Below are 20,403 nucleotides of genomic sequence, written 5' to 3' on the forward strand. Positions count from 1 at the left end.
GGGGTTGCCCGCTGGGGAGAGTTGCGCCAGATGTGCGACAACAGGCGGGGAATGGCAATGCATGATATCACCATCCGTGGCGCGGGCATTTTCGGCCTTTCGATTGCATGGGCCTGCCTCCGGCGCGGTGCCAAGGTGCAAGTGATCGACCCCAACGGCCCCGCGGCAGGCAGCAGCGGTGGCATCGTCGGAGCGCTGGCACCACATGTGCCGGAAAACTGGAATCCCAAGAAGGCGTTTCAACTGGAGAGCCTGCTGATGGCCTCCACCTTCTGGCGCGAGGTGGACGCAGCGGGTGGCGGTGAGAGCGGTTATGCGCGGCACGGCCGCCTGCAGCCCATCCCCGATCCGCATCTGCTGGAGCTTGCGCAGGCCCGCGCAGGAACAGCGAAGGCCTTGTGGCAGGATCACGCCACATGGCAGGTCATCCCCGCCACGGGTGCCGCATGGGAACCGGCAAGCCCGACCGGGCTCTTGATCCGGGACACGCTGAGCGCACTGGTTCATCCGCGCAAGGGCTGCGCATCGCTGGTGCGCGCCCTTGCCGCCCATGGAGTCCCGGTCACCACCGAAGGGGCCGATGAGGGTTCGACGCTCTGGGCGACAGGGGTGGCCGGGCTTGAAACTATGAATGCCGCTCATCACCGTGTGATCGGCGCAGGCGTCAAAGGACAGGCTGCCCTGCTGCAACATGACGCCAAGGGCGCGCCGCAGCTGTTCGCGGGCGGGGTTCACATCATCCCGCATCAGGACGGAACTGTCGCCATCGGCTCCACCTCGGAACGGGATTATGACGACCCGGACCGGACCGATGCGCAATTGGACGAGGTGATCGGGCGGGCCCGCGCGGCGGTGCCAGTGCTGGCGGATGCACCCGTGATCGCCCGTTGGGCCGGGGTGCGGCCCCGCGCCCGCAGCCGCGCACCGATGCTGGGGCCGTGGCCCGACCGGCCGGGCCATTTCATCGCCAACGGCGGCTTCAAGATCGGGTTCGGCATGGCGCCCAAGGTGGCTGAGGTGATGGCTGATCTCATGCTGGAGGGGGTCGATGCCATCCCCGATGGTTTTCGGGTCGCGGACAACCTCTAGATCATGCGGTGCAAGGCCTGCATGAGATCGGTCAGCTCCCTGACGTAAATCTCGCCCTTGAGCCTGCCCGCCTCGTCAAACTGGTCACCGCTGCCCGCAAGGTGAATTTCGGGGCCCTGCAGGATCCGGGGGCGGAAAGGCACCATGAATCCGCGCAGGACCATCTGCGCGCGTTCCCCGCCTGCGCGACCGGCAGCCGCCGACATCACGGCGACGGGTTTGTCGTTCCATGGCTTGAAGTCGACCCGGCTGATCCAGTCCAACGCGTTCTTGATCACGCCGGAGGGTCCCTTGTTGTACTCCGGGGTAGAGATGATCACCGCGTCCGCCGCCTCGATCTGTCGGGCAACCTTGACCACGGCCTCCGGCACGCCCTTTGCTGCCTGTTCGTCGGCGTCAAACAAAGGGAACCGAATATCGGCCTGGGTATATTCTGCCGCACCAAACAGCCGCGCGGCCTCGCGCAGCAGAAGCGTATTGGTGGCATTGGTCCGGAGGGACCCCGAAATCCCCAGGAGTTTTGGCTTTGTCATGGCAATCTTCGCTCCCAGTAAGTGCTCTGTCTTTTACAGCGCTTCGGGATAGGTTTGAAACATCCCGCATCACTTTTCGCGTAAGGCCCAAGGGAGCGGCAGCGAACAAGTGATTCAGGTATATCCCGAAACGCCAGGTCGGGCGCAGGCACAAAAACAAGGAGCCCCCGCGCTATGCAGGGGCTCCGTGCAAAATTCAGCATTCAAGCACCCCGTGACGGGGCGCCCGGGGATCAGCGCGCGTTGGGCAGAATCACGATTTCGACCCGGCGGTTCTGCTGCTTGCCCTGCGGCGTCAGGTTGCTTGCAATCGGCTGGCTTTCGCCGCGACCATAGGTCTGGACCCGGCTGACGGGCACGCCGTTGGCGTAAAGCACCTGGGCCACCGCATTCGCACGACCTTCGGAGAGGGTCTGGTTGTAGGCGGCATCGCCGTCGCTGTCCGTGTGGCCGATGATCTGCAGCGTGGAATTTGCATAGACCTGCACGTTCTGGGCCAGTGCCCGCAGATCGTCCTGAATGCTCGGCTGCACCGCGGTGCTGTCGGTGGCAAAGGTGATGTCCTGCGGCAGGGTCACGATCAGCCGGTCACCGGTGTTGGTGATCACGACCCGGCTGTCCATCTGGCGGCGCAACTCGGCCTCCTGCTTGTCCAGTGAATAGCCGACGCCAGCACCGACGGCACCACCGAGCAGAGCACCGGCAAGGGCGCGGTCACCCCGGTTGCCGTCATCTGCCGTGAGCGCGCCCAAAACCGCACCGGAGGCGGCCCCGATCAGGGCGCCGTTCTTGGTTTTCTGGTTCGGATCGTTGGGACCTGCACCCAATTGACCTGGCTCTGTACAGGCGCTGAGGGTCAATGCGCCGGCGATCAGCGCGGCGAGGGAAAGTTTGGAAGAAATCATATCTACTGCCTTTGGTTCTGGGGCCGCGTTCGGGCGCGGCATCTCGATGTAGCGCATATATAGTGCGCAAACGGCCCGCGTTCAGGGGGAATTTTCGATCGGCAGCAACCCGCCTACAGCGTTTCCAGTTCATGTTGTATCGCCAATACCCTGCCACGCCTTCGGCGCTCCCGGGACATCGGCGATGCCTTGTTTCAACGAAAACCGGAAACGCGTTAACAGCGCCCTGTCAGGCCTCTGCGCGGGCGGCCTCAAAGGCGAGCATCGCACGTTTGACCGGCATACCCCAGTGATAGCCCCCCAGCGCGCCAGATTTCCGAAGCGCCCTGTGGCAGGGGATCAGCCAGCTGACCGGGTTACGCCCTACCGCCGTGCCGACGGCCCTGACAGCGCGAGGGCTGCCAATCGCCTGGGCGATGTCGGAATAGGTCGTGACCTGCCCCGAGGGGATGCGCAGCAGTGCCTCCCAGACCTTGATCTGGAAAGGCGCACCGATCAGGTAGAGCGGCGCCTTTTCCAGCCTGTCATCCTGCGCGCCGAAAGCCGCCAGCACCCATGGCCGCAGCAACATCGGGTCCTCCACGAAATCCGCCAGCGGCCAGCGACCTGTCAGATCCTGCATCGCCGCCTCTTCACCGACTTCAGCGGCAAGGGCCAGGCCACAGATCCCCTTGTCGGTCCCCATGACCAGCGCCGGGCCGAAAGGGCTGTCGAACCAGCCCCAATAGATGGTGAGCCCCGCCCCCTTGCGGGCAAAATCGCCCGGGCTCATTGCCTCCCAGCGCAGGAACATGTCGTGCAGACGCCCGGTCCCCGACAGGCCGACCTCATGGGCTGCATGCAGGGTTGTGGCATGGTCGCGCAGCATCTGCTTGGCCTGGCCCAGCATCAGGTATTGCTGATACCTTTTGGGCGACACGCCGACCCAGCGGGAGAACACCCGCTGGAAATGGGCGGGAGACATGCCCATCCGGGCCGCCAGCGCCTCAAGCGTCAGCGGGGTTTCCGAGGCATCAATCAAATCGATCGCGCGGCGCATCACGCCAAAGTGGTAGCCGTCATCGGCGGGGGAGGAAGCTTGGTTTGTCATGCAGCCAATCTAGGCAGTCCGAAGCGCCCAGGCGACCCGAAACATGCGCCTTTGCCGCCATGCCTTGCCCCCACCCCCGTTTCTGCGTCATATGCCCGACATGGCAAAACAGCTCGACTATCATACGATCCGCGAGATTTTCCTGCGCTTCCAGGCTGCTGACCCGGAACCCGAAGGGGAGCTCGATCACGTCAACGCCTATACCCTGCTGGTTGCCGTCGCGCTGAGCGCGCAAGCCACCGACGCCGGGGTGAACAAGGCGACGCGCAGTCTGTTCAAGATCGTCGATACTCCCGAAAAGATGGTCGAACTGGGGCTGGAAGGCCTGACTGAGCATATCAAGACCATTGGCCTGTTCCGGCAGAAGGCCAAGAACGTCATGAAAATGAGCCAGATCCTCGTCGAGGAATATGGCGGTGAGGTGCCCAGTTCCCGCGCCGCCCTGCAGAGCCTGCCCGGTGTCGGGCGCAAGACCGCCAATGTGGTTCTCAACATGTGGTGGCGGCAGCCCGCCCAGGCCGTGGACACCCATATCTTTCGCGTCGGCAACCGCACCGGCATTGCGCCGGGCAAGACCGTGGACGTGGTGGAACGTGCCATCGAAGACCACATACCGGCGGATTTCCAGTTGCACGCGCATCACTGGCTGATCCTGCATGGCCGCTATCATTGCAAAGCCCGCAAACCCTTGTGCAGGACCTGCATTATCCGTGATCTCTGCCCATTTGAGGAAAAGACAATATGAAGACCTACGACCTTGTTGGCATCGGCAACGCCGTTGTGGATGTGATTACCCAGTGCGACGACAGTTTTCTCGATCACATGGGGATCGAGAAAGGCATCATGCAACTGGTGGAACGCGAACGGGGCGAAACGCTTTATGCCGCGATGGCGGAACGGGTGCAGACGCCCGGCGGATCCGTGGCCAACACCATTGCGGGGGCCGGTGCGCTGGGGTTGCAGACGGGTTTCATCGGGCGCGTGCGGGACGATGCCCTGGGCAAGTTCTATGCCAGCGCCATGTCGGACCACGGCATCGACTTTGTGAATCCGCCCGTCACTTCGGGCGACATGCCGACGTCGCGCAGCATGATCTTTGTCACCCCCGACGGGGAGCGGTCGATGAACACATATCTTGGCATTTCAACCGGCCTGGCGTCGGAGGATGTATCGGGTGACGTCGCGGGCAACGCAAAGATGATGTTTCTCGAAGGCTATCTGTTTGACGAGGACGCGGGCAAGACCGCCTTTCGCGAGGCCGCGCGCGCGACCAAGGCGGCAGGCGGCATGGCAGGCATCGCCATTTCCGATCCCTTCTGTGTCGAGCGCCACCGCGCGGATTTTCTGACCCTGATCGAACATGACCTCGACTATGTGATCGGCAACGAGGCGGAGCTGAAATCCCTGTTCGAAACCGAAGATCTGGAAGAGGCGATCCGCAGGACTGCAGCGATCTGCCCGATCGTGGTCTGCACCCGTTCGGGCGACGGCGTGACCCTGATCCGTGAGGGTGAACGGGTTGACGTGCCGGTCAAGAAGATCACGCCGGTGGACGCCACCGGCGCGGGGGACCAGTTCGCGGCCGGGTTCCTGTTCGGCCTCGCCAAGGGGGCCGATCTGGAAACCTGCGGCCGCATGGGAAATCTTTGCGCCGGCGAGGTGATCAGCCACATCGGACCACGCCCGCAAGCGGACATGCTGGCGCGGTTCCGGGCCGAAGGTCTGGTCTGAGCCATGATCGCGGACGGGTTGCATGACGTTCCGCCGGGCAAGGTGGCAATGGTGGTCACGCATCTGCACATGCAGGCAAAACCGCCTTTGCGCCCCGTCGATCTGCCTGCCGGGCTGACATTCGAACAGATCAGGCCCGACCTGGCCCGCTACAGGGCGCTGTTTGATCGGGTCGGACGCGACTGGCTTTGGTTTGGTCGCCGGATGATGCCGGATGCCGAGCTTCAGGCGATCCTGGAAGATCCCAAGGTGACATTCCATACCCTGCAGAAGGCGGGTGAGGATGCGGCAATCCTGGAGCTGGACTTCCGCCAGGAAGGAGCCTGCGAGCTTGCCTATTTCGGGCTGGCGCCCAGCCTGATCGGCTCCGGTGCCGGGCGTTACCTGATGAACCAGGCGATTGCGCTGGCATGGCGCGCGCCGATCACGCGGCTTCACGTGCATACCTGCACGCTGGACAGCCCGCAGGCCCTGGGGTTCTACATCCGCAGCGGCTTTGCTCCCTACAGACAGCAGATCGAGATCGAAGATGATCCGCGTCTGTCCGGCATCCTGCCCGCTGAGGCTGCTGGCCATGTCCCGATCTTCCGGCCCGGTTGAGCAGATTCCGCATCAGGAGGCGGCCCCGTCCGCACCGCTTTGCCTTTTTCTGCAAGGTCTGCACCCGGAAACACATCAAGACATGTCATAAATGACATGTCTTGATGTGTTGAAACGGTCTTACCGGGTTCAGGGTTACCGACGTTCAGTTCCCGCGAACCTCTCCGGAACGGCTATTTCTTCTTGCAGGTCCCACCGGTGAAACATTGTCTTACCTGTTCCATCTGAGCCGGTTGGGCAGGGGCAAATACATGCCCCCCGCAGGGGTTGATCCCCAATGCATAATGCCCGCCATCACGGCGGACAAAGGCCAGGACATCCGCACCATCGGCGATGGATCCGCACCAGGGACCAAAACAGGCGACTTCCAGCATGATGTCGTGATCAAAGGGCGTATGGAACCCCGATGCGCTCAGCGAGGTTCCGTTCAGCGTCGCAGGCACCATCGTCATCTTGGGCGGATTGGATTGCGTCGTACCCTCACTTGGCAGTTTGCTCTGATCCAGCGTCAGGCGTCCATGCACCACGACGTATTCGGCCTTGGCATCGTTGACCTCGTGAAAGGTCCGCTCGACGGACGGGGCGATGCAGGACAGCGCCAGGGCCGGAAACGGGGCACAGAGTGCCAGCATGAAGACAACAGATCGCATTACAGATACTCCTCGAACTCATCTACCACAGCGCGGTAAACCGCCTGCTTGAAGGGAACGATGCTGGGCACCAACTGATCCACAGGCAACCAACGCCAGCGGGAAAACTCGGGGTGCGCGGTTTCGATGTTCACCTGATCGTCCGTACCCGTGAAACGCATCAGGAACCATTTCTGTTCCTGCCCGCGAAACCGGCCCTTCCAGATATTCGGCACCAGATCATGCGGCAGGTCATATGGCACCCACCCCCGCGTTTCAGCGACCACCGTGACCAGATCGCGCGAGACGCCGGTTTCCTCTTCCAGCTCGCGCAGTGCCGCCTCGCGCGGGGCTTCATCCTTTTCAATGCCGCCCTGCGGCATTTGCCAGGCGTCCTGGTCGCGGTCCTTGCGCTGCCCCACAAAGGCGTCACCAGCGGCATTGACCAACATCACGCCGACGCAGGGGCGATAGGGCAGTTTGGCAATTTCTTCCGGGGTCATTCGAGCATCTTCTCCATTTCGGCGCGGCGCAGAACCTCACCGTTCCGGGTCACGTTTTCCTGACGGATAACATGGAACCCCACCGCCAGAAAGGCAGGTTGCGCCATCAGACTGGCGTGGGTCCAAAGCCGCCGATGACCCTGAGCCGCCGCTTCGACCCGGGCAAAAAGAGTCTTGAAAACACCCTTCCCCTGCCAGCCTGCAGCGACAAAGGCCAGGTCGATGTAATCCTCGTCAAGCGTCATGAAACCGACCGGACCGGTGCCGTCATGGGCGACCCAGACCTGTTGCGCCGACAGGCGCGCGCGCCATCCATCGCCCGCGTTCGGGGCCGGTAGCCAGGCCTGCCTTTCTGCGGCTGAATACTGGCTCGGACCGTGATGAATTGCATCATACATGATCCGGCCAAGCGCTTCGTCCTCCGCGCCCTGATCCCTGCGCGCCCGCACCTGCATCCTTGCCTCCATCGCCCCGATCATTACCAATGGTCAGGATGACGCCGCGTCTGCCGTGACACAAGCCTCCGGATCGGGTGTTCTTGCGCACAAGTGCCCGCAAGCCAGAAAGGATTTTCCATGTCCAGCTACCCTCATATGCTCGCCCCTCTCGATCTTGGGTTTACCACGCTGAAGAACCGCGTGCTGATGGGGTCCATGCATACGGGACTTGAGGAAACCGGCGACTGGAACCGTGTCGCGGAATTCTACGCAACGCGCGCACGCGGCGAGGTTGGTCTGATGGTCACCGGCGGCATCGGCCCGAACGCCGAAGGTTCCGTCGCACATGGTGCGGCGATGATGATCAGCGATCAGGACGTGTCGAACCACAGCATCGTGACCCGGCGGGTGCACGAGGCAGGCGGCAAGATCGCGATGCAGATTCTGCACGCGGGCCGCTATGCATTCTCTCCCGACTGCGTCGCCCCTTCGGCGATCAAATCCCCCATTTCCATGTTCGCCCCCAAGGAGCTGGACGAGGAAGGTATCGAAAAGCAGATCAGCGACATTGCAGCCTGCGCCGGGCGCGCCAGGGACGCGGGCTATGATGGCGTCGAGGTGATGGGATCCGAAGGCTATTTCCTGAACCAGTTCCTTGTCACCCACACGAACAAACGCACCGACCGATGGGGCGGCTCTTATGAAAACCGGATGCGCCTGCCGATCGAGGTGGTCAAACGTGTCCGCGAAACGGTTGGTCCCGATTTCATCATCATCTACCGCCTGTCGATGATCGACCTGATCCCGAACGGATCGACCTATGACGAAGTTGCGCAACTGGCGCAGGAGATCGAAAAGGCAGGTGCCACCATCATCAACACCGGCATCGGCTGGCACGAGGCGCGCATCCCGACCATTGCGACATCCGTGCCGCGTGCCGCCTTTGCCTGGGTCACGAAAAAGCTGATGGGCAAGGTCGGCATCCCGCTGATCACCTCCAACCGGATCAACACGCCCGACGTCGCCGAACAGGTGCTGGCGGACGGCTGCGCCGATATGGTCAGCCTGGCCCGCCCCATGCTGGCGGATGCCGAATTCGTGAAAAAGGCGATGGAAGGGCATGCCGCCCGGATCGCACCCTGCATCGCCTGCAACCAGGCCTGCCTGGACCATACCTTTGGCGGCAAGATTTCAACCTGCCTGGTCAATCCGCGCGCCTGTTACGAAACCGAACTGACCCTCGAAAAGGCCGCGACGCCAAAATCCATCGCCGTTGTGGGGGCCGGGCCGGCGGGCCTGTCGGCCGCCATCACCGCGGCGGAGCGCGGTCATGCCGTGACCATCTTTGACCGCGCGTCAGAGATCGGCGGCCAGTTGAACCTGGCCAAGCAGGTCGCGGGCAAGGAGGAATTCTGGGGCTTTGTCGACTGGTATCGCACCATGGTCGCATTCCATGGGATCACGGTTGAACTCGGCACAGAGGTCTCTGCCAACGATCTGGACGGTTTTGACGAAGTGATCATCGCCACCGGTGTCATCCCCCGCGACCCGCAGATCCCGGGCCAGAACAGCGGCAATGTCGTCAGCTACATCGACGTGCTGAACGGCACCGCAAAGGCAGGGCAACGGGTGGCGGTCATCGGCGCGGGGGGCATCGGCTTTGACGTGTCCGAACACCTTGTCCACGACGGCAAAAGTACAACGCTGAACCTGCCCGAATGGATGCGTGAATGGGGTGTGACCGACCCGGCGCAGCATCGCGCGGGTCTTGCCCCGGAAGGCCCCCAGCCCGACGCCCCCGCCCGTGAGGTCACCATGCTGCAACGCAAGACCAGCAAGGTCGGCAAGGGCCTGGGCAAGACCACAGGCTGGATTCACCGTGCCTCACTGACCATGAAACAGGTCAGGATGATCGCAGGCGTAAACTATGAAAAGATCGACGCGGAGGGGCTGCACATCAGCTTTGGCGAGGCGCGTGAAAACCCGACCCTGATCGCGGCTGATACAATCGTGCTTTGTGCAGGGCAGCTTTCGGACCGGTCGCTGGCCGATGCGCTGGAGGCCAAGGGCAAGACCTGCCATGTCATTGGCGGCGCAGATGTTGCGGCGGAACTGGATGCAAAACGCGCGATCAATCAGGGGACAAGACTGGCGGCGACACTCTGAACCGGGTGCGACTACACCTTGCGGGCAAGGGCTGCCGGGTGCAGACTCAAGCCCGGGTAACGAGGGACCGCCAATGCCGATCTGTGTTTTCGATATTGCCGAGGACGGTACGACCACAGTGCCGCAGGACAACAATCTGACCGGCGGCGGGGTTTTCCGGTGGTGGCATTTCGACCTGTCCGATCCACTGCTTGAGGCCTGGACCAGAGAACACCTGCACAGCATTCCGGGTGGTGCCCTGATCCAACCCAAGACACGGCCAAGATGCGACCGCTTCGAGGGCGGGCTGATCCTGAACCTTCGGGGCATTAACCTGAACGCCGGACAGGATGCGGACGAGATGGTGTCGGTCCGCATCTACGCTGATGAGGACGTGCTGATCACCGTCCGCCGCAACAAGGTATTTGCCATCGACGCAATCCGCCGGAATGCAGAGGCTCAGCAAGCCCCGGTCAGCACGGCTAAGTTCCTTGAAACCCTGATCGAAGGGCTGACCGACCGGGTGGATCAGCATGTGGCCACGATCGACGCGCGCACGGATCACTATGAAATTGCGCTGGAGGACAAGAACACACCGATGCCCCGGGACCTGCCGGAAAACCGTCGGAGTGTCATTCGCCTGCGTCGTTACCTGGAGCCGCAACGCGCCGCACTCAGCAAACTCGCGACACTTGACCTGCCCTTGATTCCGGAAACTGTCAGCCTGGGTTTGCGCGAACTTGCAAACCGGGCCGCGATTGCGGTGGAAGAACTTGACGAGCTGCAGGGTCGCCTGATCTCCGTTCAGGAAGAACATGACGGGAATATCGCCCAGAGGCAGGCGCGGCACAGCTATGTACTATCCGTGGCCGCTGCCATCTTTTTGCCTTTGGGCTTCCTGACCGGGCTCTTCGGGGTCAACGTCGGTGGTATGCCGGGTGTGGGATCACCCAGTGCCTTTGCCATCCTTAGCCTGTCTATGCTGGGATTGGGCGCCATCATGGTTGCCCTTCTCAAGCTGGTGCGCTGGTTCTGATCACAGGCAGAAACAGACTGTTCCGTCGTTTCCCTGCCATCAACGATTCCTGCAAAGACCTTGCAACTGTCCCATCCCTGCCGCGATCTTGCCTAAATTGAACAGCATACACGGTCCTTGAAACTAAGAGGACGAGGAACCCTTGTATGGACCGCCTGACAGAAATGGAAGCATTCGCCACCGTGGTGGACCAGGGAGGCTTTACCGATGCCGCCAAGAAAATGGGGATCTCCAAATCCGCTGTGTCAAAACACGTCTCGTCCCTTGAGGCGCGGCTGGGCGCGCGCCTGCTGAACCGGACTACACGCCGCGTGTCCCCCACGGAAATCGGCCTTGCCTATTATGACCGGGCACGTCGCGTGCTGAACGATGCGGGCGAGGCGGATGCCCTTGTCACCTCGATGCAATCCGCGCCCTCCGGCCTGCTGCGCATTTCGGTTGCCACCGATTTCGGCGTGAACCACCTGTCACCGGCACTGTCGGATTTCCTCAAGGATTTCCCGGATATCACCGTGAACATGGTGCTCAACAACCGTTATGTCGAACTGATCAGCGAAGGTTTCGACATGGCCGTGCGCATCGGGGAACTGGAGGACAGCACATTGCGCGCGCGCAAGCTGACCGAAACCACAAAGCGCATGATCGCAAGCCCGAAGTATTTCGAAACCTATGGGCGGCCTGAAAAGATCGACGATCTGAACGACCACAAGCTGCTGCATTATTCCAACCAGTCCAGCGGCAACGTCTGGAAACTGACCGCCCCGTCGGGCGAAAAAAGGCAGGTGCGCACCGCGGGCTGGCTGTCGGTCAACGACGGGCAATCCCTGCTGAATGCGGCGATCTCGGGCCTTGGCATCGCCTACCTGCCCAGCTTCCTTTACTCCGACGCGATGGAAAAAGGGCTGATCGAAGATGCGATCCCCGATTTGCCGCTTGAGACCCAGGGCATCTACGCTGTCTATCCGCCGGGCCGGTTCACCCAGCCCAAGGTGCGCGCCTTCATCGACTTTCTGGTGCATGCCTTTGCCGACAAGGGCCCCAACGACTGGTGAGCGGTCACAGAATTACGAACACCAACCTCCCTCGGTGAACTCCCCCGGCACTTTCTAGGTGTCGGGGTTTTTTCTGTCTTCGGCTCACTCTCCCAGCACGATCACCTCAACCCTGCGGTTTTCCTCGCGGCCTGTTTCCTCAAGATTGCTCGCAATAGGCGCGAGGTATCCCATCCCTTCAGCCTCCATCCTTGCACCGTCGATCCCGTAGCTGTCGATCATGCGCCGGCGCACGGATTGTGCGCGGCGCTGGCTGAGCGCGATATTACCGTCCAGCCCGCCAACCGAATCCGTATGTCCGACAAGTGCGATGCGCAGCTCTGGCCGCGCCTCCAGCACCTCTGCCAGGGTTTGCAGCGATGCATAGCTGCCGTCGTTGAGGTCAGAGGCGCCGGTCGCGAATTCGAGATCCCGCAACACGGCATGGCCCTGCTGTATCAGCCGGTTGCCCAGATCGTTCTCGACCTGCGCTGCCGGGGCAATAGGCACCGGCGCATCGGTCACCACCTCGTCATCACTTACCTCGCCCGCGCGGATGATCTGCAGATAGGCCGAGTTTGCCGCAGTGCTCGCAAGGATCGTCAGCACCTCCTGCGGAGCCGCGACAGAGGGGCGCACAGCGGTGATGAAATGATAGGCCCGGATGTTGACGTACATGTTCGGCCCCGGCAGCGTTTCCGTGGCAAAGCGGAAATCGAAGCCGCCGCAGGTCTGCGACGCGCAATCCAGCAGTATCTCGTATCCGGCGTCGACCAATTGCCGCCGCAGGGGGCGGACCAGTTGCAGCGGTGTCAGCCCTTGCTGGCTCAACCGCCAGGCGGCACGGTGCACGTCGCCTTCCACCTCAAGCGTGACAACCTGGCCATTGCGGAAAATGCCCGCCGGGGCGGAATACCTGTCCGGCCCGGTGTTGCGTTCGGCCGTCAGCCGCGCCGCGGCAGGCAGGGAAAGTTCCAGGGCCGCCGCCGGACCGACCAGAAAACAGCCCAGAACCAGCGCCCGGAGGATCATCGCGCCTGTGCGTGATATTCGGCGTTTGGCCGCATGTCCGTACCGCTCGCCACGCGGTTGGTCATGTTGAAGAACCCCGCGACACTGGCAATATCAAAGATATCGCGGTCGGAAAAACCGTGGTCGCGCAGCACTTGCCGGTCCGCCTCGACCACGGCGGCGCTTTCGCGGGTCAGCTTGACGGAAAAGTCCAGCATCGCCATCTGCCGCGCGTCGATCCTGGCAACCTTGTAGTTCATCACCAGCGCCTCGCCCAGTTCAGGGTCCCCCGACAATTGCCGCACCGCCGCCCCATGGGCAACGAGGCAATAATAGCATTTGTTGACCGAGGACACCGCCACCGCGATCATCTCGCGCTCAAGCTTGGTGAGGGCGCTGTCGCCCAGCATCAGGTCGTTATACATCGCGGTAAAGGCGTTCAGCTTGTCGATGTCGAAGGCATAGGCGCGCAGCACATTGGGGATCATCCCCAGTTTGTCCATGCAGACATCGAAATACTTCTGCGTCTGCTCTGGCAAGGGCTGGACCATGGGCAGGTCCAGTGCGGTTGGGGATGTGTCAGCCACGAAAGTCTCCTCTACTCCGGGGATTGACGATAATGGTAGCGTCCTTGCTCGGTGAAGCCCATAGCCCGATAAAGCGCGTTTGCGCCTGCATTCTGCACCACGCAGAGCACCGCCATCTGCGTCGCGCCCCGCGCCTGCGCCCAGAAGGCGGCACGCCGCATCATCCACCCGGCGACCCCCTGCCGCCGCTGATGGGGCAGAACCTCGACCGCGTGAACCATGCAGATGCCGTCATGGATCGCGGCAAAGGCGACACCGGCGGGCATTTCCTTCCAACGGGAGAGGATCGCCGTCTTCTCCTCGGCGCGTTCCATCACCTGAATACGTGCAGGACCGACCCCGCCCTGCGCCCATATCTCACGCATGATGGCCAGCGGCTCCCAGATGTTGAAAGCGGTCACCCGCGGGATCGGCACATCGGTCAACCGCTCGATCGGCAGGCTGTAGATGACAACCGGATCGACAACCCGGTAACCGCGCGCCTCAAGCATCCTGTCAAGCGCCTCATCCCCGTTGCGAATCATGAACAAAGGGGTCTGTTCCAGCGCGCGCATCGCGGTTTCGGCATCTTCGATGTCGGCGGCAGCAACCTGACCCCGCGCTGTCGCGGCAGAGACGCGCTTGCCACCGCCCTGCCCCTCCCGCAATGTCCAGACCCCGTGATCGAAACGCCGCGCGGCGGGCCAAGTCCGGTCGCAGACCTCGAAGAACCGTGCCGTTTCAGGTGTCATGGAAAGGCCGCCTTCAGCTCAACCAGCGCCGCATCGACGGCCACGGCATCACTGCCCCGGATCACGACATGCGCGCCGTATTTGCCGTCTTTCTGGAACGGGTAGGACCCCATCGACAACATCGGATAGGCCCTGGCCAATGCGCCCAGCGGTTCGGCTATGTCCCCCTCGCCCCGGTCAACGCGCAGGCTGCGGCTGATCAGCGGGGCACCACCGGTCAGGCCGGGCAGGACAGATTCGACCATGGCGTGAAAGACGCTGGGCACCCCCGCCATGACATGCACATTCTCAAGTTTGAAACCGGGCGCGGCAGAAACCGGGTTTTCGATCAGTGCCGCCCCGTCGGGAATACGCGCCATGCGCAGGCGCGCGGTATTCAGCTCGGTCCCGGATTTGGCATAATGCGCGGCAAGGATGGCGCGGGCATCGTCGCGCACGTCGATCCCCCGGCCAAAGGCCGCAGCAATGCTGTCGGCCGTGATGTCATCATGGGTGGGGCCAATGCCGCCGCTGGTAAAGACATGGTCGTAGCGGGCTGACACCTCCTGCACAGCGCCGACAATTGCATCATGGTCATCGCTGATCATGCGCACTTCTTTCAGGTCGATCCCCGCCTCCGCCAGCTTGCCTGCCAGATGGTACATGTTGCTGTCCCGCGTTCGGCCCGACAGTATCTCGTCTCCGATGACGATCATGGCGGCGGTAGGGTTTGGCATCGGGTTCTCCTTGAGGCAATCTCAGGATCGGTATAGGCCGCACCCCATGCGCTTTCAAACCCAACTTGTCCCCGCCCGGCTGATCCGACGCTACAAGAGGTTCCTGGCCGATTGCAGGCTGGAGGACGGGCGCGAGGTCACCGCCCATTGCGCCAACCCCGGGTCGATGATGGGGCTTGCCGACCCCGGCAGCAAGATCTGGCTGGAGCCCAACGACGATCCGAAGAAAAAGCTCAAATTCGGCTGGCGGCTGGTGGATCATGAGAACGGTCATTTCACCGGCGTCGATACCAGCCTGCCCAACCGGGCGGTAAAGGCCGCGCTGGAGGCCGGTGAGATTGCCGGGCTGGCAGGTTATGACGCCCTGCGTGCCGAGGTGAAATATGGTGAAAAGTCCCGTGTCGATTTCCTGTTGTCCGGTGCAGACCGCCCCGATTGCTATGTCGAGGTCAAATCGGTCACGCTTTGCCGTAGGCTGGGCCTGGCGGAGTTCCCCGACAGCGTGACCGCAAGGGGTGCGAGGCACCTGGACGAACTTGCGCAAATGGCACGCGATGGCCATCGTGCCGTATTGCTTTATCTGGTGCAGCGTACCGATTGCACAGATGTTACAATGGCCGCGGATATTGACCCTGCCTATGCTGCGGCCCATGCGGCGGCGACCCGGGCCGGGGTGGAAACGCTGTGTCTCGGCACCCATATCAGCCCGGAATGCGTCACTTTGGCTGCCCCTCTGGCATTGCGCGGCCCCACGGGTTAAATATCGTTGGAAATGAGAATGGTATCATCATGGAGAAGCCGGTGAACGAACAGCACCGTGGCCGCGTCACAAGGGACGGCATCCGCATCTACGACCCGTCGGATTTTGCCGGAATGCACGCGGCCGGGCGGCTTGCGGCAACCATCCTGGATGAGATTGCCGAACATGTGTTCGTCGGCCAGACAACCGGCGAGATTGACCGCATCATCGAGGAAAAGGTCAATGCGGCCGGCGCGAAATCAGCGACCATCGGCTACAAGGGATATCAGCATGCCTCCTGCATCAGTGTAAACCATGTGGTCTGCCACGGCATTCCCGGTGACAAGAAACTGAAGGACGGCGACATCCTGAACATCGACGTGACCGTGATCGTCGATGGCTGGTTTGGGGACACGTCGCGCATGTATGTCGCGGGCAAGCTGCCCCGCAAGGCGGAGCGGTTGATCGAGGTCACACATGACAGCCTGATGCGGGGCATCGGGGTCGTGAAACCCGGCAACACCTTTGGCGACATTGGCCATGCGATCCAATCCTACGTCGAGGCGCAGCGCATGTCGGTGGTCACGGATTTCTGCGGGCACGGGCTGGGCCGCGTCTTTCATGCGCCGCCCAACGTGCTGCATTACGGCAGACCCGGCACCGGCGCGATCCTTGAACCGGGCATGTTCTTTACCATCGAACCCATGGTGAATCTGGGCCGGGCCGAGACCAAGACCCTCTCCGACGACTGGACTGCCGTGACACGGGACAAATCCCTGTCCGCACAGTTTGAGCATTCTGTCGGCGTGACGGAAGATGGGGTCGAGATCTTTACCCTGTCGCCATCGAACATGTTTCATCCGACATATGGCGGCTAACCCTCCGGGTTGTCTTCCGCTTCTGCCATCTTCTTCATCAGCAGGCTGAGCAGGGTCTCTCCCGCGACAGGTGTGATCGCATCGGTGATGAAGATCGCGGGACCCGCCGGAGTGCGGACAGGCGCGGTGCGGTCATTGGCCCTTGTCTGAAACAAGGGCATGGCCCAGCGTGGCAATGTCAAATCCATCATGCGGGGAAAATAGCACGGAAGCGGAGCCTTTGCAGCTTTTGCCTGCTGGCGGGGTTTTGGGCCAAACTGTCCATTTGTCCGAACCGCCCCTGATTTACCCGGACGCACCCAGGAAAATCCGAACGCTGACCCGTCTTCGCTCAACCCCGGGCCCAGCAACTATCCCGCCAGTTAGGTAAGAACTATTGCCATAGATTTGGTTTCGTGGTTACGTCCCCAAAAAGGGAGGGACCCATCATGGATTGGCACGATATTTTCGCGACGCGCATGGACCGCATGAAGGCCAGCGAAATCCGCGAGTTGCTCAAACTGCTGGATCAGCCCGACATCATCTCTTTTGCCGGCGGCATTCCCGACCCGGCGCTGTTTCCGACCGAAGCCTTCAAATCGGCCCTGGCCGATGCCCTGTCCCCTGAAAACGCCAGCGCCGCCCTGCAGTATTCGGTTTCCGAAGGATACGCGCCCCTGCGTGACTGGATCGTCACCCAGATGGAGGCGCTGGGCGTGCCCTGTACCCGCGACAACGTGCTGATCACATCCGGCTCGCAACAGGCGCTGGACTACCTGGGCAAGCTGATGCTGTCGCCTGGTGACACCGCGCTGATCGGTTGGCCGACCTACCTTGGTGCGCTGGGGGCGTTCAACGCCTATGAACCCAATTACGACCGCCTGATCCCGCGTGGAAACCGGTCCGCATCGGATTATGCCGAGGCAGCCAGCGCGCAGGGCGGACGGGTGAAGTTCGCCTATGCCTCCGTCGATTTTGCCAACCCGACCGGTGAAACGCTGGACCTTGCCGCGCGCCAGAGCATCCTTGACCTTGCGGACGAGATGGACATCGCGGTGATCGAAGACGCCGCCTATCAGGTGCTGCGCTACGATGGTGATCCGATCCCGCCGATGCTGGCATTGGAAGTTGCCCGCAAGGGAACCATCGAAGACTGCCGGACACTCTATTGTGGCAGCTTTTCCAAATCCCTGGCGCCTGGTCTGAGGGTCGGCTGGGTTTGCGGTGCTGCCGATGTCATCAGCCGCCTTGTGCTGATGAAGCAAGCCGCCGACCTGCATTCCTCGACCATCAACCAGATGGCGATCAATACCGTCGCGCGCAGTGTCTTTGCCGATCACACCGCCAAGCTGCGCCGGACCTACGCCGCGCGACGTGATGCGATGCTGGCGGCGCTGGAAACCCATATGCCCGATGGCGTGACATGGACCAAACCGGACGGCGGCATGTTCGTCTGGATCACGCTGCCAAAACACATGGACGGCGCCGACCTGCTGCGTGTTTCGCTGGAAACCCAGCGCGTGGCCTTTGTGCCCGGTCAGGCCTTCTTTGCCGACAGGTCCGGGGCGAACACCCTGCGGCTGGCCTTCTCCCTGGCGGACGATGCAAAGATCAGCGAAGGCATCAAACGACTGGCGGCAGCGATCCGCGCCGCCTGACCCTATCCCGCGTGGCGCAAAAGCGTCACATGGGTATCCCCGAACCGGCGATTGTCCAGCGGCGCGAAGCCATTCGGGGCAATCATCGGTGCGCTTTCCTCCCAGACGATGGTGGCCTCTGCGGCCAGCCATCCCCCCGCATGGGCAGCGGTCAGAGCCAGTTCGCCCATCCCCTTGCCATAAGGCGGGTCAAGAAACACCAGATCGAAGGGTGCGTTGGGCCAGGCCCCAAGCCGGGTCGCGTCGTCGCGCATGAGTTTCACTTCCTCCGCAACCCTCAGCTTCTGGATGTTCTGGGAAATCAACCGCTGGCCCACGCGACCATTCTCGACAAAACAAACATCCCGCGCACCGCGGGAAAGCGCCTCGAGCCCCAGCGCGCCGGTCCCTGCAAACAGGTCAAGCACATGCGCGCCCGCAATCACATTGCGGTGGGTCAGCATGGAAAACAGGCTCTCACGCACCCGATCCGACGTCGGCCGCAGATGCGCCGCCGCGTCCCCCTTGCCCAGGGCCGTCAATGCGGTGCCGCGAAATCTGCCCGCGATGATCCTCACGCCTTTAGCAATGCCTTCAGGTCGGTTGCCGGGTCGGCGATGGCCATGGGATCAGGCGATCTTCCTGCTTCGATCAGGCGCTTGCCCACCATGTAGCCGCGCGGATCGTTCATCGCATCCACCGCAACCAACTCCTCACCCCGGTAATACCAGAACCCGACCGAATCTGCGTCCACACGCCGGGTCACCACCCGGTCATAGCCGGTATTCAGGCCCGCGATCTGGAGCTTTACATCATATTGATCAGACCAGAACCACGGTTTGGCAACATAGTCCTTGCCCGCACCCATGATGTTCTCTGCCACCACCTCTGCCTGGTCGATGGCATTCGGAACCGATTCCAGGCGAATGCGCCCGCCACGGTAGGGGAAAGACGTGCAATCACCCGCCGCCCAGACATGCGGGGCCGAGGTGCGGCCCTGCGCATCAACCTTGATGCCATTGTCGATTTCGATGCCCGCAGCCTCCGCCAGCGCCACACCCGGCCGGATGCCGACGCCAACGATCACAAAATCGGCCGCAATCTCGGTGCCGTCGGTCAACCGCGCGCCACTCACGGCACCCTCGCCCAGCAATCTGTCCAGCCCGACGCCTTCGCGGATGTCCACACCATGCCCGCGATGCAGCGCGCGAAAGAAATCGGAGGTTTCAGGCGCCGCCACCCGCTGCAAGATCCGGTCGGCCATTTCCACCAGAACCACCTCAAGCCCCAGCTTGGCGGCAACCGATGCCGCCTCCAGCCCGATATAGCCACCGCCGACGATCAGAACCTTCGCACCCGGTTTGAACCGGGGGGCCATCGCGTCCACATCCGCCAGATCACGCACGACAAAGACGCCCTCCAGATTGCCCCCGATCGCTGCTGGCAACCTGTTGGGGGTGGACCCGGTGGTCAGCACCAATTCGTCATATGACAGCGTTTCACCGGGCAGGGTCACGGTGCGCGCCGCGGTGTCCACGCTTTCAATTGCGGTCCCCATGCGCAGCGTAACGCGGTTGTCGGCATAGAATGCTTCGGGCCGCAGGAACAGACGCTCAAGGGACATGTCACCCATCAGGTAGGCCTTGCTGAGGGGTGGACGCTGGTAGGGCGGCACCGGCTCTGCGCCGATCAGGGTCACCTCACCTTCAAACCCGCCATTGCGCAGCTTGGCAACGCAGGACGAACCAGCTTGCCCCGCCCCCACAACTATCACATGTCCCATGGTCATTCCTTCCGATTATTCTGGTCGCGCCGATTGGGGAAACCTATATGGTTGCGAGGAATAAACACAATCACACGAAAGGCCCAGCCAATGACAATTTCAACAGGCGATGCACTGCCCGACGCAACCCTTGTCCAGATGGGTGCGGAAGGGCCGGCGCCGGTAAAGATGGCCGACAAGGTCGCGGGGCGCAAGGTGGTGATCTTCGCTGTACCCGGTGCCTTCACGCCCACATGCCATTCCGCCCATGTGCCCAGCTTTGTGCGCACCAAGGACCAGTTCGACGCCAAAGGCGTGGATGAGATCATCTGCATTTCCTGCAATGACCCCTTTGTGATGAAAGCCTGGGGTGAGGCGACCGGCGCGACCGAAGCCGGGATCACCATGCTGGCCGATGCCACGTCGGAATTCACCAAGGCCATCGGCATGGATTTCGACGCGCCGCCCGCCGGGCTGGTCGCACGGTCCAAACGTTATGCGATGCTGGTCGAAAACGGCAAGGTCACCCTGTTCCAGCCCGAGGAAAACTCCGGTGTCTGCGACGTGTCGGGCGGCGAGGGCCTGCTGGCCAGCATGTAAGAACCAAAGCGCCCCGCCTTAAACTTGAAAGGCC

General features: G+C 62.2%; 24 protein-coding genes. 11 read left to right on the plus strand and 13 right to left on the minus strand.

Translation table 11 applies throughout. The features are described 5' to 3' along the window. The first annotated feature begins 57 nt into the window (after window positions 1-57). The gene (locus O4H53_RS18105) at window positions 58-1,089 is read left to right on the plus strand and encodes an NAD(P)/FAD-dependent oxidoreductase (RefSeq protein WP_269366025.1); all 1,032 of its coding nucleotides are present in this window, start codon (window positions 58-60) and stop codon (window positions 1,087-1,089) included. Here O4H53_RS18105 and O4H53_RS18110 read toward each other — a convergent pair. The 3 genes from O4H53_RS18110 to O4H53_RS18120 all read right to left on the minus strand — a co-directional run bounded on the left by O4H53_RS18110 (window position 1,086) and on the right by O4H53_RS18120 (window position 3,617). Continuing rightward, window positions 1,086-1,622, minus strand: a complete 537-nt coding sequence (locus tag O4H53_RS18110; RefSeq protein ID WP_269366027.1) for an NADPH-dependent FMN reductase — start codon at window positions 1,620-1,622, stop codon at window positions 1,086-1,088. The two genes, O4H53_RS18105 and O4H53_RS18110, sit on opposite strands and share 4 nt — an antisense overlap. Window positions 1,623-1,855: 233 nt before the next feature. Further along, window positions 1,856-2,527, minus strand: a complete 672-nt coding sequence (locus O4H53_RS18115; protein WP_269366029.1) for an OmpA family protein — start codon at window positions 2,525-2,527, stop codon at window positions 1,856-1,858. Window positions 2,528-2,756: 229 nt separating this feature from the next. Continuing rightward, entirely contained in the window at window positions 2,757-3,617 is an 861-nt protein-coding gene (locus tag O4H53_RS18120) for a bifunctional helix-turn-helix domain-containing protein/methylated-DNA--[protein]-cysteine S-methyltransferase (protein ID WP_269366031.1), read from the minus strand. Between the two features lie 100 nt (window positions 3,618-3,717). On the opposite strand from O4H53_RS18120, the gene nth reads away from it, so the two are divergent. The 3 genes from nth to O4H53_RS18135 are packed head-to-tail and all read left to right on the plus strand — an operon-like array spanning window position 3,718 to window position 5,948. After that, on the plus strand, window positions 3,718-4,362 hold the full coding sequence (gene nth / locus O4H53_RS18125; RefSeq protein WP_269366033.1) for an endonuclease III: 645 nt from the start codon (window positions 3,718-3,720) through the stop codon (window positions 4,360-4,362). Further along, on the plus strand, window positions 4,359-5,348 hold the full coding sequence (locus tag O4H53_RS18130; protein ID WP_269366034.1) for an adenosine kinase: 990 nt from the start codon (window positions 4,359-4,361) through the stop codon (window positions 5,346-5,348). The genes nth and O4H53_RS18130 overlap by 4 nt, the downstream gene beginning before the upstream one ends. Before the next feature lie 3 nt (window positions 5,349-5,351). Next, window positions 5,352-5,948 (plus strand): GNAT family N-acetyltransferase, encoded by a 597-nt coding sequence (locus O4H53_RS18135; protein WP_269366036.1) that lies wholly within the window; start codon window positions 5,352-5,354, stop codon window positions 5,946-5,948. A 173-nt stretch (window positions 5,949-6,121) separates the two neighbouring features. Here O4H53_RS18135 and O4H53_RS18140 read toward each other — a convergent pair whose 3' ends face one another. The 3 genes from O4H53_RS18140 to O4H53_RS18150 are packed head-to-tail and all read right to left on the minus strand — an operon-like array spanning window position 6,122 to window position 7,535. After that, window positions 6,122-6,598 carry a hypothetical protein gene (locus O4H53_RS18140; protein WP_269366038.1) on the minus strand — a complete coding sequence of 159 codons (477 nt, stop codon included), beginning with the start codon at window positions 6,596-6,598 and terminating at the stop codon, window positions 6,122-6,124. Next, complete coding sequence (locus O4H53_RS18145; RefSeq protein WP_269366040.1) at window positions 6,598-7,080, minus strand: RNA pyrophosphohydrolase; 483 nt, start codon at window positions 7,078-7,080, stop codon at window positions 6,598-6,600. The genes O4H53_RS18140 and O4H53_RS18145 overlap by 1 nt, the downstream gene beginning before the upstream one ends. Further along, window positions 7,077-7,535, minus strand: a complete 459-nt coding sequence (locus O4H53_RS18150) for a GNAT family N-acetyltransferase (RefSeq protein ID WP_269366041.1) — start codon at window positions 7,533-7,535, stop codon at window positions 7,077-7,079. Before O4H53_RS18150 ends, O4H53_RS18145 begins: the two co-directional genes overlap by 4 nt. Window positions 7,536-7,655: 120 nt before the next feature. Between O4H53_RS18150 and O4H53_RS18155 the strand changes: the two genes are divergently transcribed. The 3 genes from O4H53_RS18155 to O4H53_RS18165 all read left to right on the plus strand — a co-directional run bounded on the left by O4H53_RS18155 (window position 7,656) and on the right by O4H53_RS18165 (window position 11,750). Next, window positions 7,656-9,683 carry an NADPH-dependent 2,4-dienoyl-CoA reductase gene (locus O4H53_RS18155; protein WP_269366043.1) on the plus strand — a complete coding sequence of 676 codons (2,028 nt, stop codon included), beginning with the start codon at window positions 7,656-7,658 and terminating at the stop codon, window positions 9,681-9,683. Between the two features lie 73 nt (window positions 9,684-9,756). Next, a complete protein-coding gene (locus tag O4H53_RS18160; RefSeq protein WP_269366045.1) occupies window positions 9,757-10,698 on the plus strand; it encodes a zinc transporter ZntB in 942 nt (313 codons plus the stop codon). A gap of 146 nt (window positions 10,699-10,844) precedes the next feature. Further along, window positions 10,845-11,750, plus strand: coding sequence for a LysR family transcriptional regulator (locus O4H53_RS18165; protein ID WP_269366047.1), 906 nt, complete (start codon window positions 10,845-10,847; stop codon window positions 11,748-11,750). Between the two features lie 84 nt (window positions 11,751-11,834). On the opposite strand, the gene O4H53_RS18170 is transcribed toward O4H53_RS18165, so the two are convergent. Genes O4H53_RS18170 through O4H53_RS18185 form a run of 4 tightly spaced genes read right to left on the minus strand, consistent with a single transcriptional unit; the run spans window position 11,835 to window position 14,774 of the window. Further along, on the minus strand, window positions 11,835-12,761 hold the full coding sequence (locus O4H53_RS18170) for an OmpA family protein (RefSeq protein WP_269366049.1): 927 nt from the start codon (window positions 12,759-12,761) through the stop codon (window positions 11,835-11,837). Beyond that, window positions 12,758-13,327 carry a peroxidase-related enzyme gene (locus O4H53_RS18175; RefSeq protein ID WP_114273750.1) on the minus strand — a complete coding sequence of 190 codons (570 nt, stop codon included), beginning with the start codon at window positions 13,325-13,327 and terminating at the stop codon, window positions 12,758-12,760. The genes O4H53_RS18170 and O4H53_RS18175 overlap by 4 nt, the downstream gene beginning before the upstream one ends. Before the next feature lie 11 nt (window positions 13,328-13,338). Beyond that, entirely contained in the window at window positions 13,339-14,058 is a 720-nt protein-coding gene (locus tag O4H53_RS18180; protein WP_269366051.1) for a GNAT family N-acetyltransferase, read from the minus strand. Then, window positions 14,055-14,774, minus strand: coding sequence for a competence/damage-inducible protein A (locus tag O4H53_RS18185; RefSeq protein WP_114273752.1), 720 nt, complete (start codon window positions 14,772-14,774; stop codon window positions 14,055-14,057). The genes O4H53_RS18180 and O4H53_RS18185 overlap by 4 nt, the downstream gene beginning before the upstream one ends. Window positions 14,775-14,820: 46 nt before the next feature. Between O4H53_RS18185 and sfsA the strand changes: the two genes are divergently transcribed. Continuing rightward, a complete protein-coding gene (sfsA, locus tag O4H53_RS18190; protein ID WP_269366053.1) occupies window positions 14,821-15,534 on the plus strand; it encodes a DNA/RNA nuclease SfsA in 714 nt (237 codons plus the stop codon). A gap of 29 nt (window positions 15,535-15,563) precedes the next feature. After that, entirely contained in the window at window positions 15,564-16,391 is an 828-nt protein-coding gene (map, locus tag O4H53_RS18195; RefSeq protein WP_269366055.1) for a type I methionyl aminopeptidase, read from the plus strand. Here the strand turns inward: map and O4H53_RS18200 are convergent. Continuing rightward, window positions 16,388-16,582, minus strand: a complete 195-nt coding sequence (locus O4H53_RS18200) for a hypothetical protein (RefSeq protein WP_269366057.1) — start codon at window positions 16,580-16,582, stop codon at window positions 16,388-16,390. The two genes, map and O4H53_RS18200, sit on opposite strands and share 4 nt — an antisense overlap. A gap of 237 nt (window positions 16,583-16,819) precedes the next feature. On the opposite strand from O4H53_RS18200, the gene O4H53_RS18205 reads away from it, so the two are divergent. Continuing rightward, window positions 16,820-18,028, plus strand: coding sequence for an aminotransferase-like domain-containing protein (locus tag O4H53_RS18205; protein WP_269366059.1), 1,209 nt, complete (start codon window positions 16,820-16,822; stop codon window positions 18,026-18,028). 2 nt (window positions 18,029-18,030) lie between these two features. On the opposite strand, the gene rsmD is transcribed toward O4H53_RS18205, so the two are convergent. Next, window positions 18,031-18,585 (minus strand): 16S rRNA (guanine(966)-N(2))-methyltransferase RsmD, encoded by a 555-nt coding sequence (rsmD, locus tag O4H53_RS18210; protein WP_269366061.1) that lies wholly within the window; start codon window positions 18,583-18,585, stop codon window positions 18,031-18,033. After that, window positions 18,582-19,790: an NAD(P)/FAD-dependent oxidoreductase gene (locus O4H53_RS18215; protein ID WP_269366062.1), complete on the minus strand. Its 1,209-nt coding sequence runs from the start codon at window positions 19,788-19,790 to the stop codon at window positions 18,582-18,584. Before O4H53_RS18215 ends, rsmD begins: the two co-directional genes overlap by 4 nt. Window positions 19,791-19,880: 90 nt before the next feature. On the opposite strand from O4H53_RS18215, the gene O4H53_RS18220 reads away from it, so the two are divergent. Further along, window positions 19,881-20,369, plus strand: coding sequence for a peroxiredoxin (locus tag O4H53_RS18220; protein WP_269366064.1), 489 nt, complete (start codon window positions 19,881-19,883; stop codon window positions 20,367-20,369). Window positions 20,370-20,403: the final 34 nt, after the last annotated feature.

The organism is Sulfitobacter sp. G21635-S1 (assembly GCF_027213915.1).
GTDB lineage: Bacteria > Pseudomonadota > Alphaproteobacteria > Rhodobacterales > Rhodobacteraceae > Sulfitobacter.

Coding starts and splice junctions, on each gene's coding strand:
- O4H53_RS18105 (WP_269366025.1), top strand. CDS start 58: ATGCATGATATCACCATCCGTGGCGCGGGCATTTTCGGCCTTTCGATT.
- O4H53_RS18110 (WP_269366027.1), bottom strand. CDS start 1,622: ATGACAAAGCCAAAACTCCTGGGGATTTCGGGGTCCCTCCGGACCAAT.
- O4H53_RS18115 (WP_269366029.1), bottom strand. CDS start 2,527: ATGATTTCTTCCAAACTTTCCCTCGCCGCGCTGATCGCCGGCGCATTG.
- O4H53_RS18120 (WP_269366031.1), bottom strand. CDS start 3,617: ATGACAAACCAAGCTTCCTCCCCCGCCGATGACGGCTACCACTTTGGC.
- nth (WP_269366033.1), top strand. CDS start 3,718: ATGGCAAAACAGCTCGACTATCATACGATCCGCGAGATTTTCCTGCGC.
- O4H53_RS18130 (WP_269366034.1), top strand. CDS start 4,359: ATGAAGACCTACGACCTTGTTGGCATCGGCAACGCCGTTGTGGATGTG.
- O4H53_RS18135 (WP_269366036.1), top strand. CDS start 5,352: ATGATCGCGGACGGGTTGCATGACGTTCCGCCGGGCAAGGTGGCAATG.
- O4H53_RS18140 (WP_269366038.1), bottom strand. CDS start 6,598: ATGCGATCTGTTGTCTTCATGCTGGCACTCTGTGCCCCGTTTCCGGCC.
- O4H53_RS18145 (WP_269366040.1), bottom strand. CDS start 7,080: ATGACCCCGGAAGAAATTGCCAAACTGCCCTATCGCCCCTGCGTCGGC.
- O4H53_RS18150 (WP_269366041.1), bottom strand. CDS start 7,535: ATGCAGGTGCGGGCGCGCAGGGATCAGGGCGCGGAGGACGAAGCGCTT.
- O4H53_RS18155 (WP_269366043.1), top strand. CDS start 7,656: ATGTCCAGCTACCCTCATATGCTCGCCCCTCTCGATCTTGGGTTTACC.
- O4H53_RS18160 (WP_269366045.1), top strand. CDS start 9,757: ATGCCGATCTGTGTTTTCGATATTGCCGAGGACGGTACGACCACAGTG.
- O4H53_RS18165 (WP_269366047.1), top strand. CDS start 10,845: ATGGACCGCCTGACAGAAATGGAAGCATTCGCCACCGTGGTGGACCAG.
- O4H53_RS18170 (WP_269366049.1), bottom strand. CDS start 12,761: ATGATCCTCCGGGCGCTGGTTCTGGGCTGTTTTCTGGTCGGTCCGGCG.
- O4H53_RS18180 (WP_269366051.1), bottom strand. CDS start 14,058: ATGACACCTGAAACGGCACGGTTCTTCGAGGTCTGCGACCGGACTTGG.
- O4H53_RS18185 (WP_114273752.1), bottom strand. CDS start 14,774: ATGCCAAACCCTACCGCCGCCATGATCGTCATCGGAGACGAGATACTG.
- sfsA (WP_269366053.1), top strand. CDS start 14,821: ATGCGCTTTCAAACCCAACTTGTCCCCGCCCGGCTGATCCGACGCTAC.
- map (WP_269366055.1), top strand. CDS start 15,564: ATGGAGAAGCCGGTGAACGAACAGCACCGTGGCCGCGTCACAAGGGAC.
- O4H53_RS18200 (WP_269366057.1), bottom strand. CDS start 16,582: ATGATGGATTTGACATTGCCACGCTGGGCCATGCCCTTGTTTCAGACA.
- O4H53_RS18205 (WP_269366059.1), top strand. CDS start 16,820: ATGGATTGGCACGATATTTTCGCGACGCGCATGGACCGCATGAAGGCC.
- O4H53_RS18215 (WP_269366062.1), bottom strand. CDS start 19,790: ATGGGACATGTGATAGTTGTGGGGGCGGGGCAAGCTGGTTCGTCCTGC.
- O4H53_RS18220 (WP_269366064.1), top strand. CDS start 19,881: ATGACAATTTCAACAGGCGATGCACTGCCCGACGCAACCCTTGTCCAG.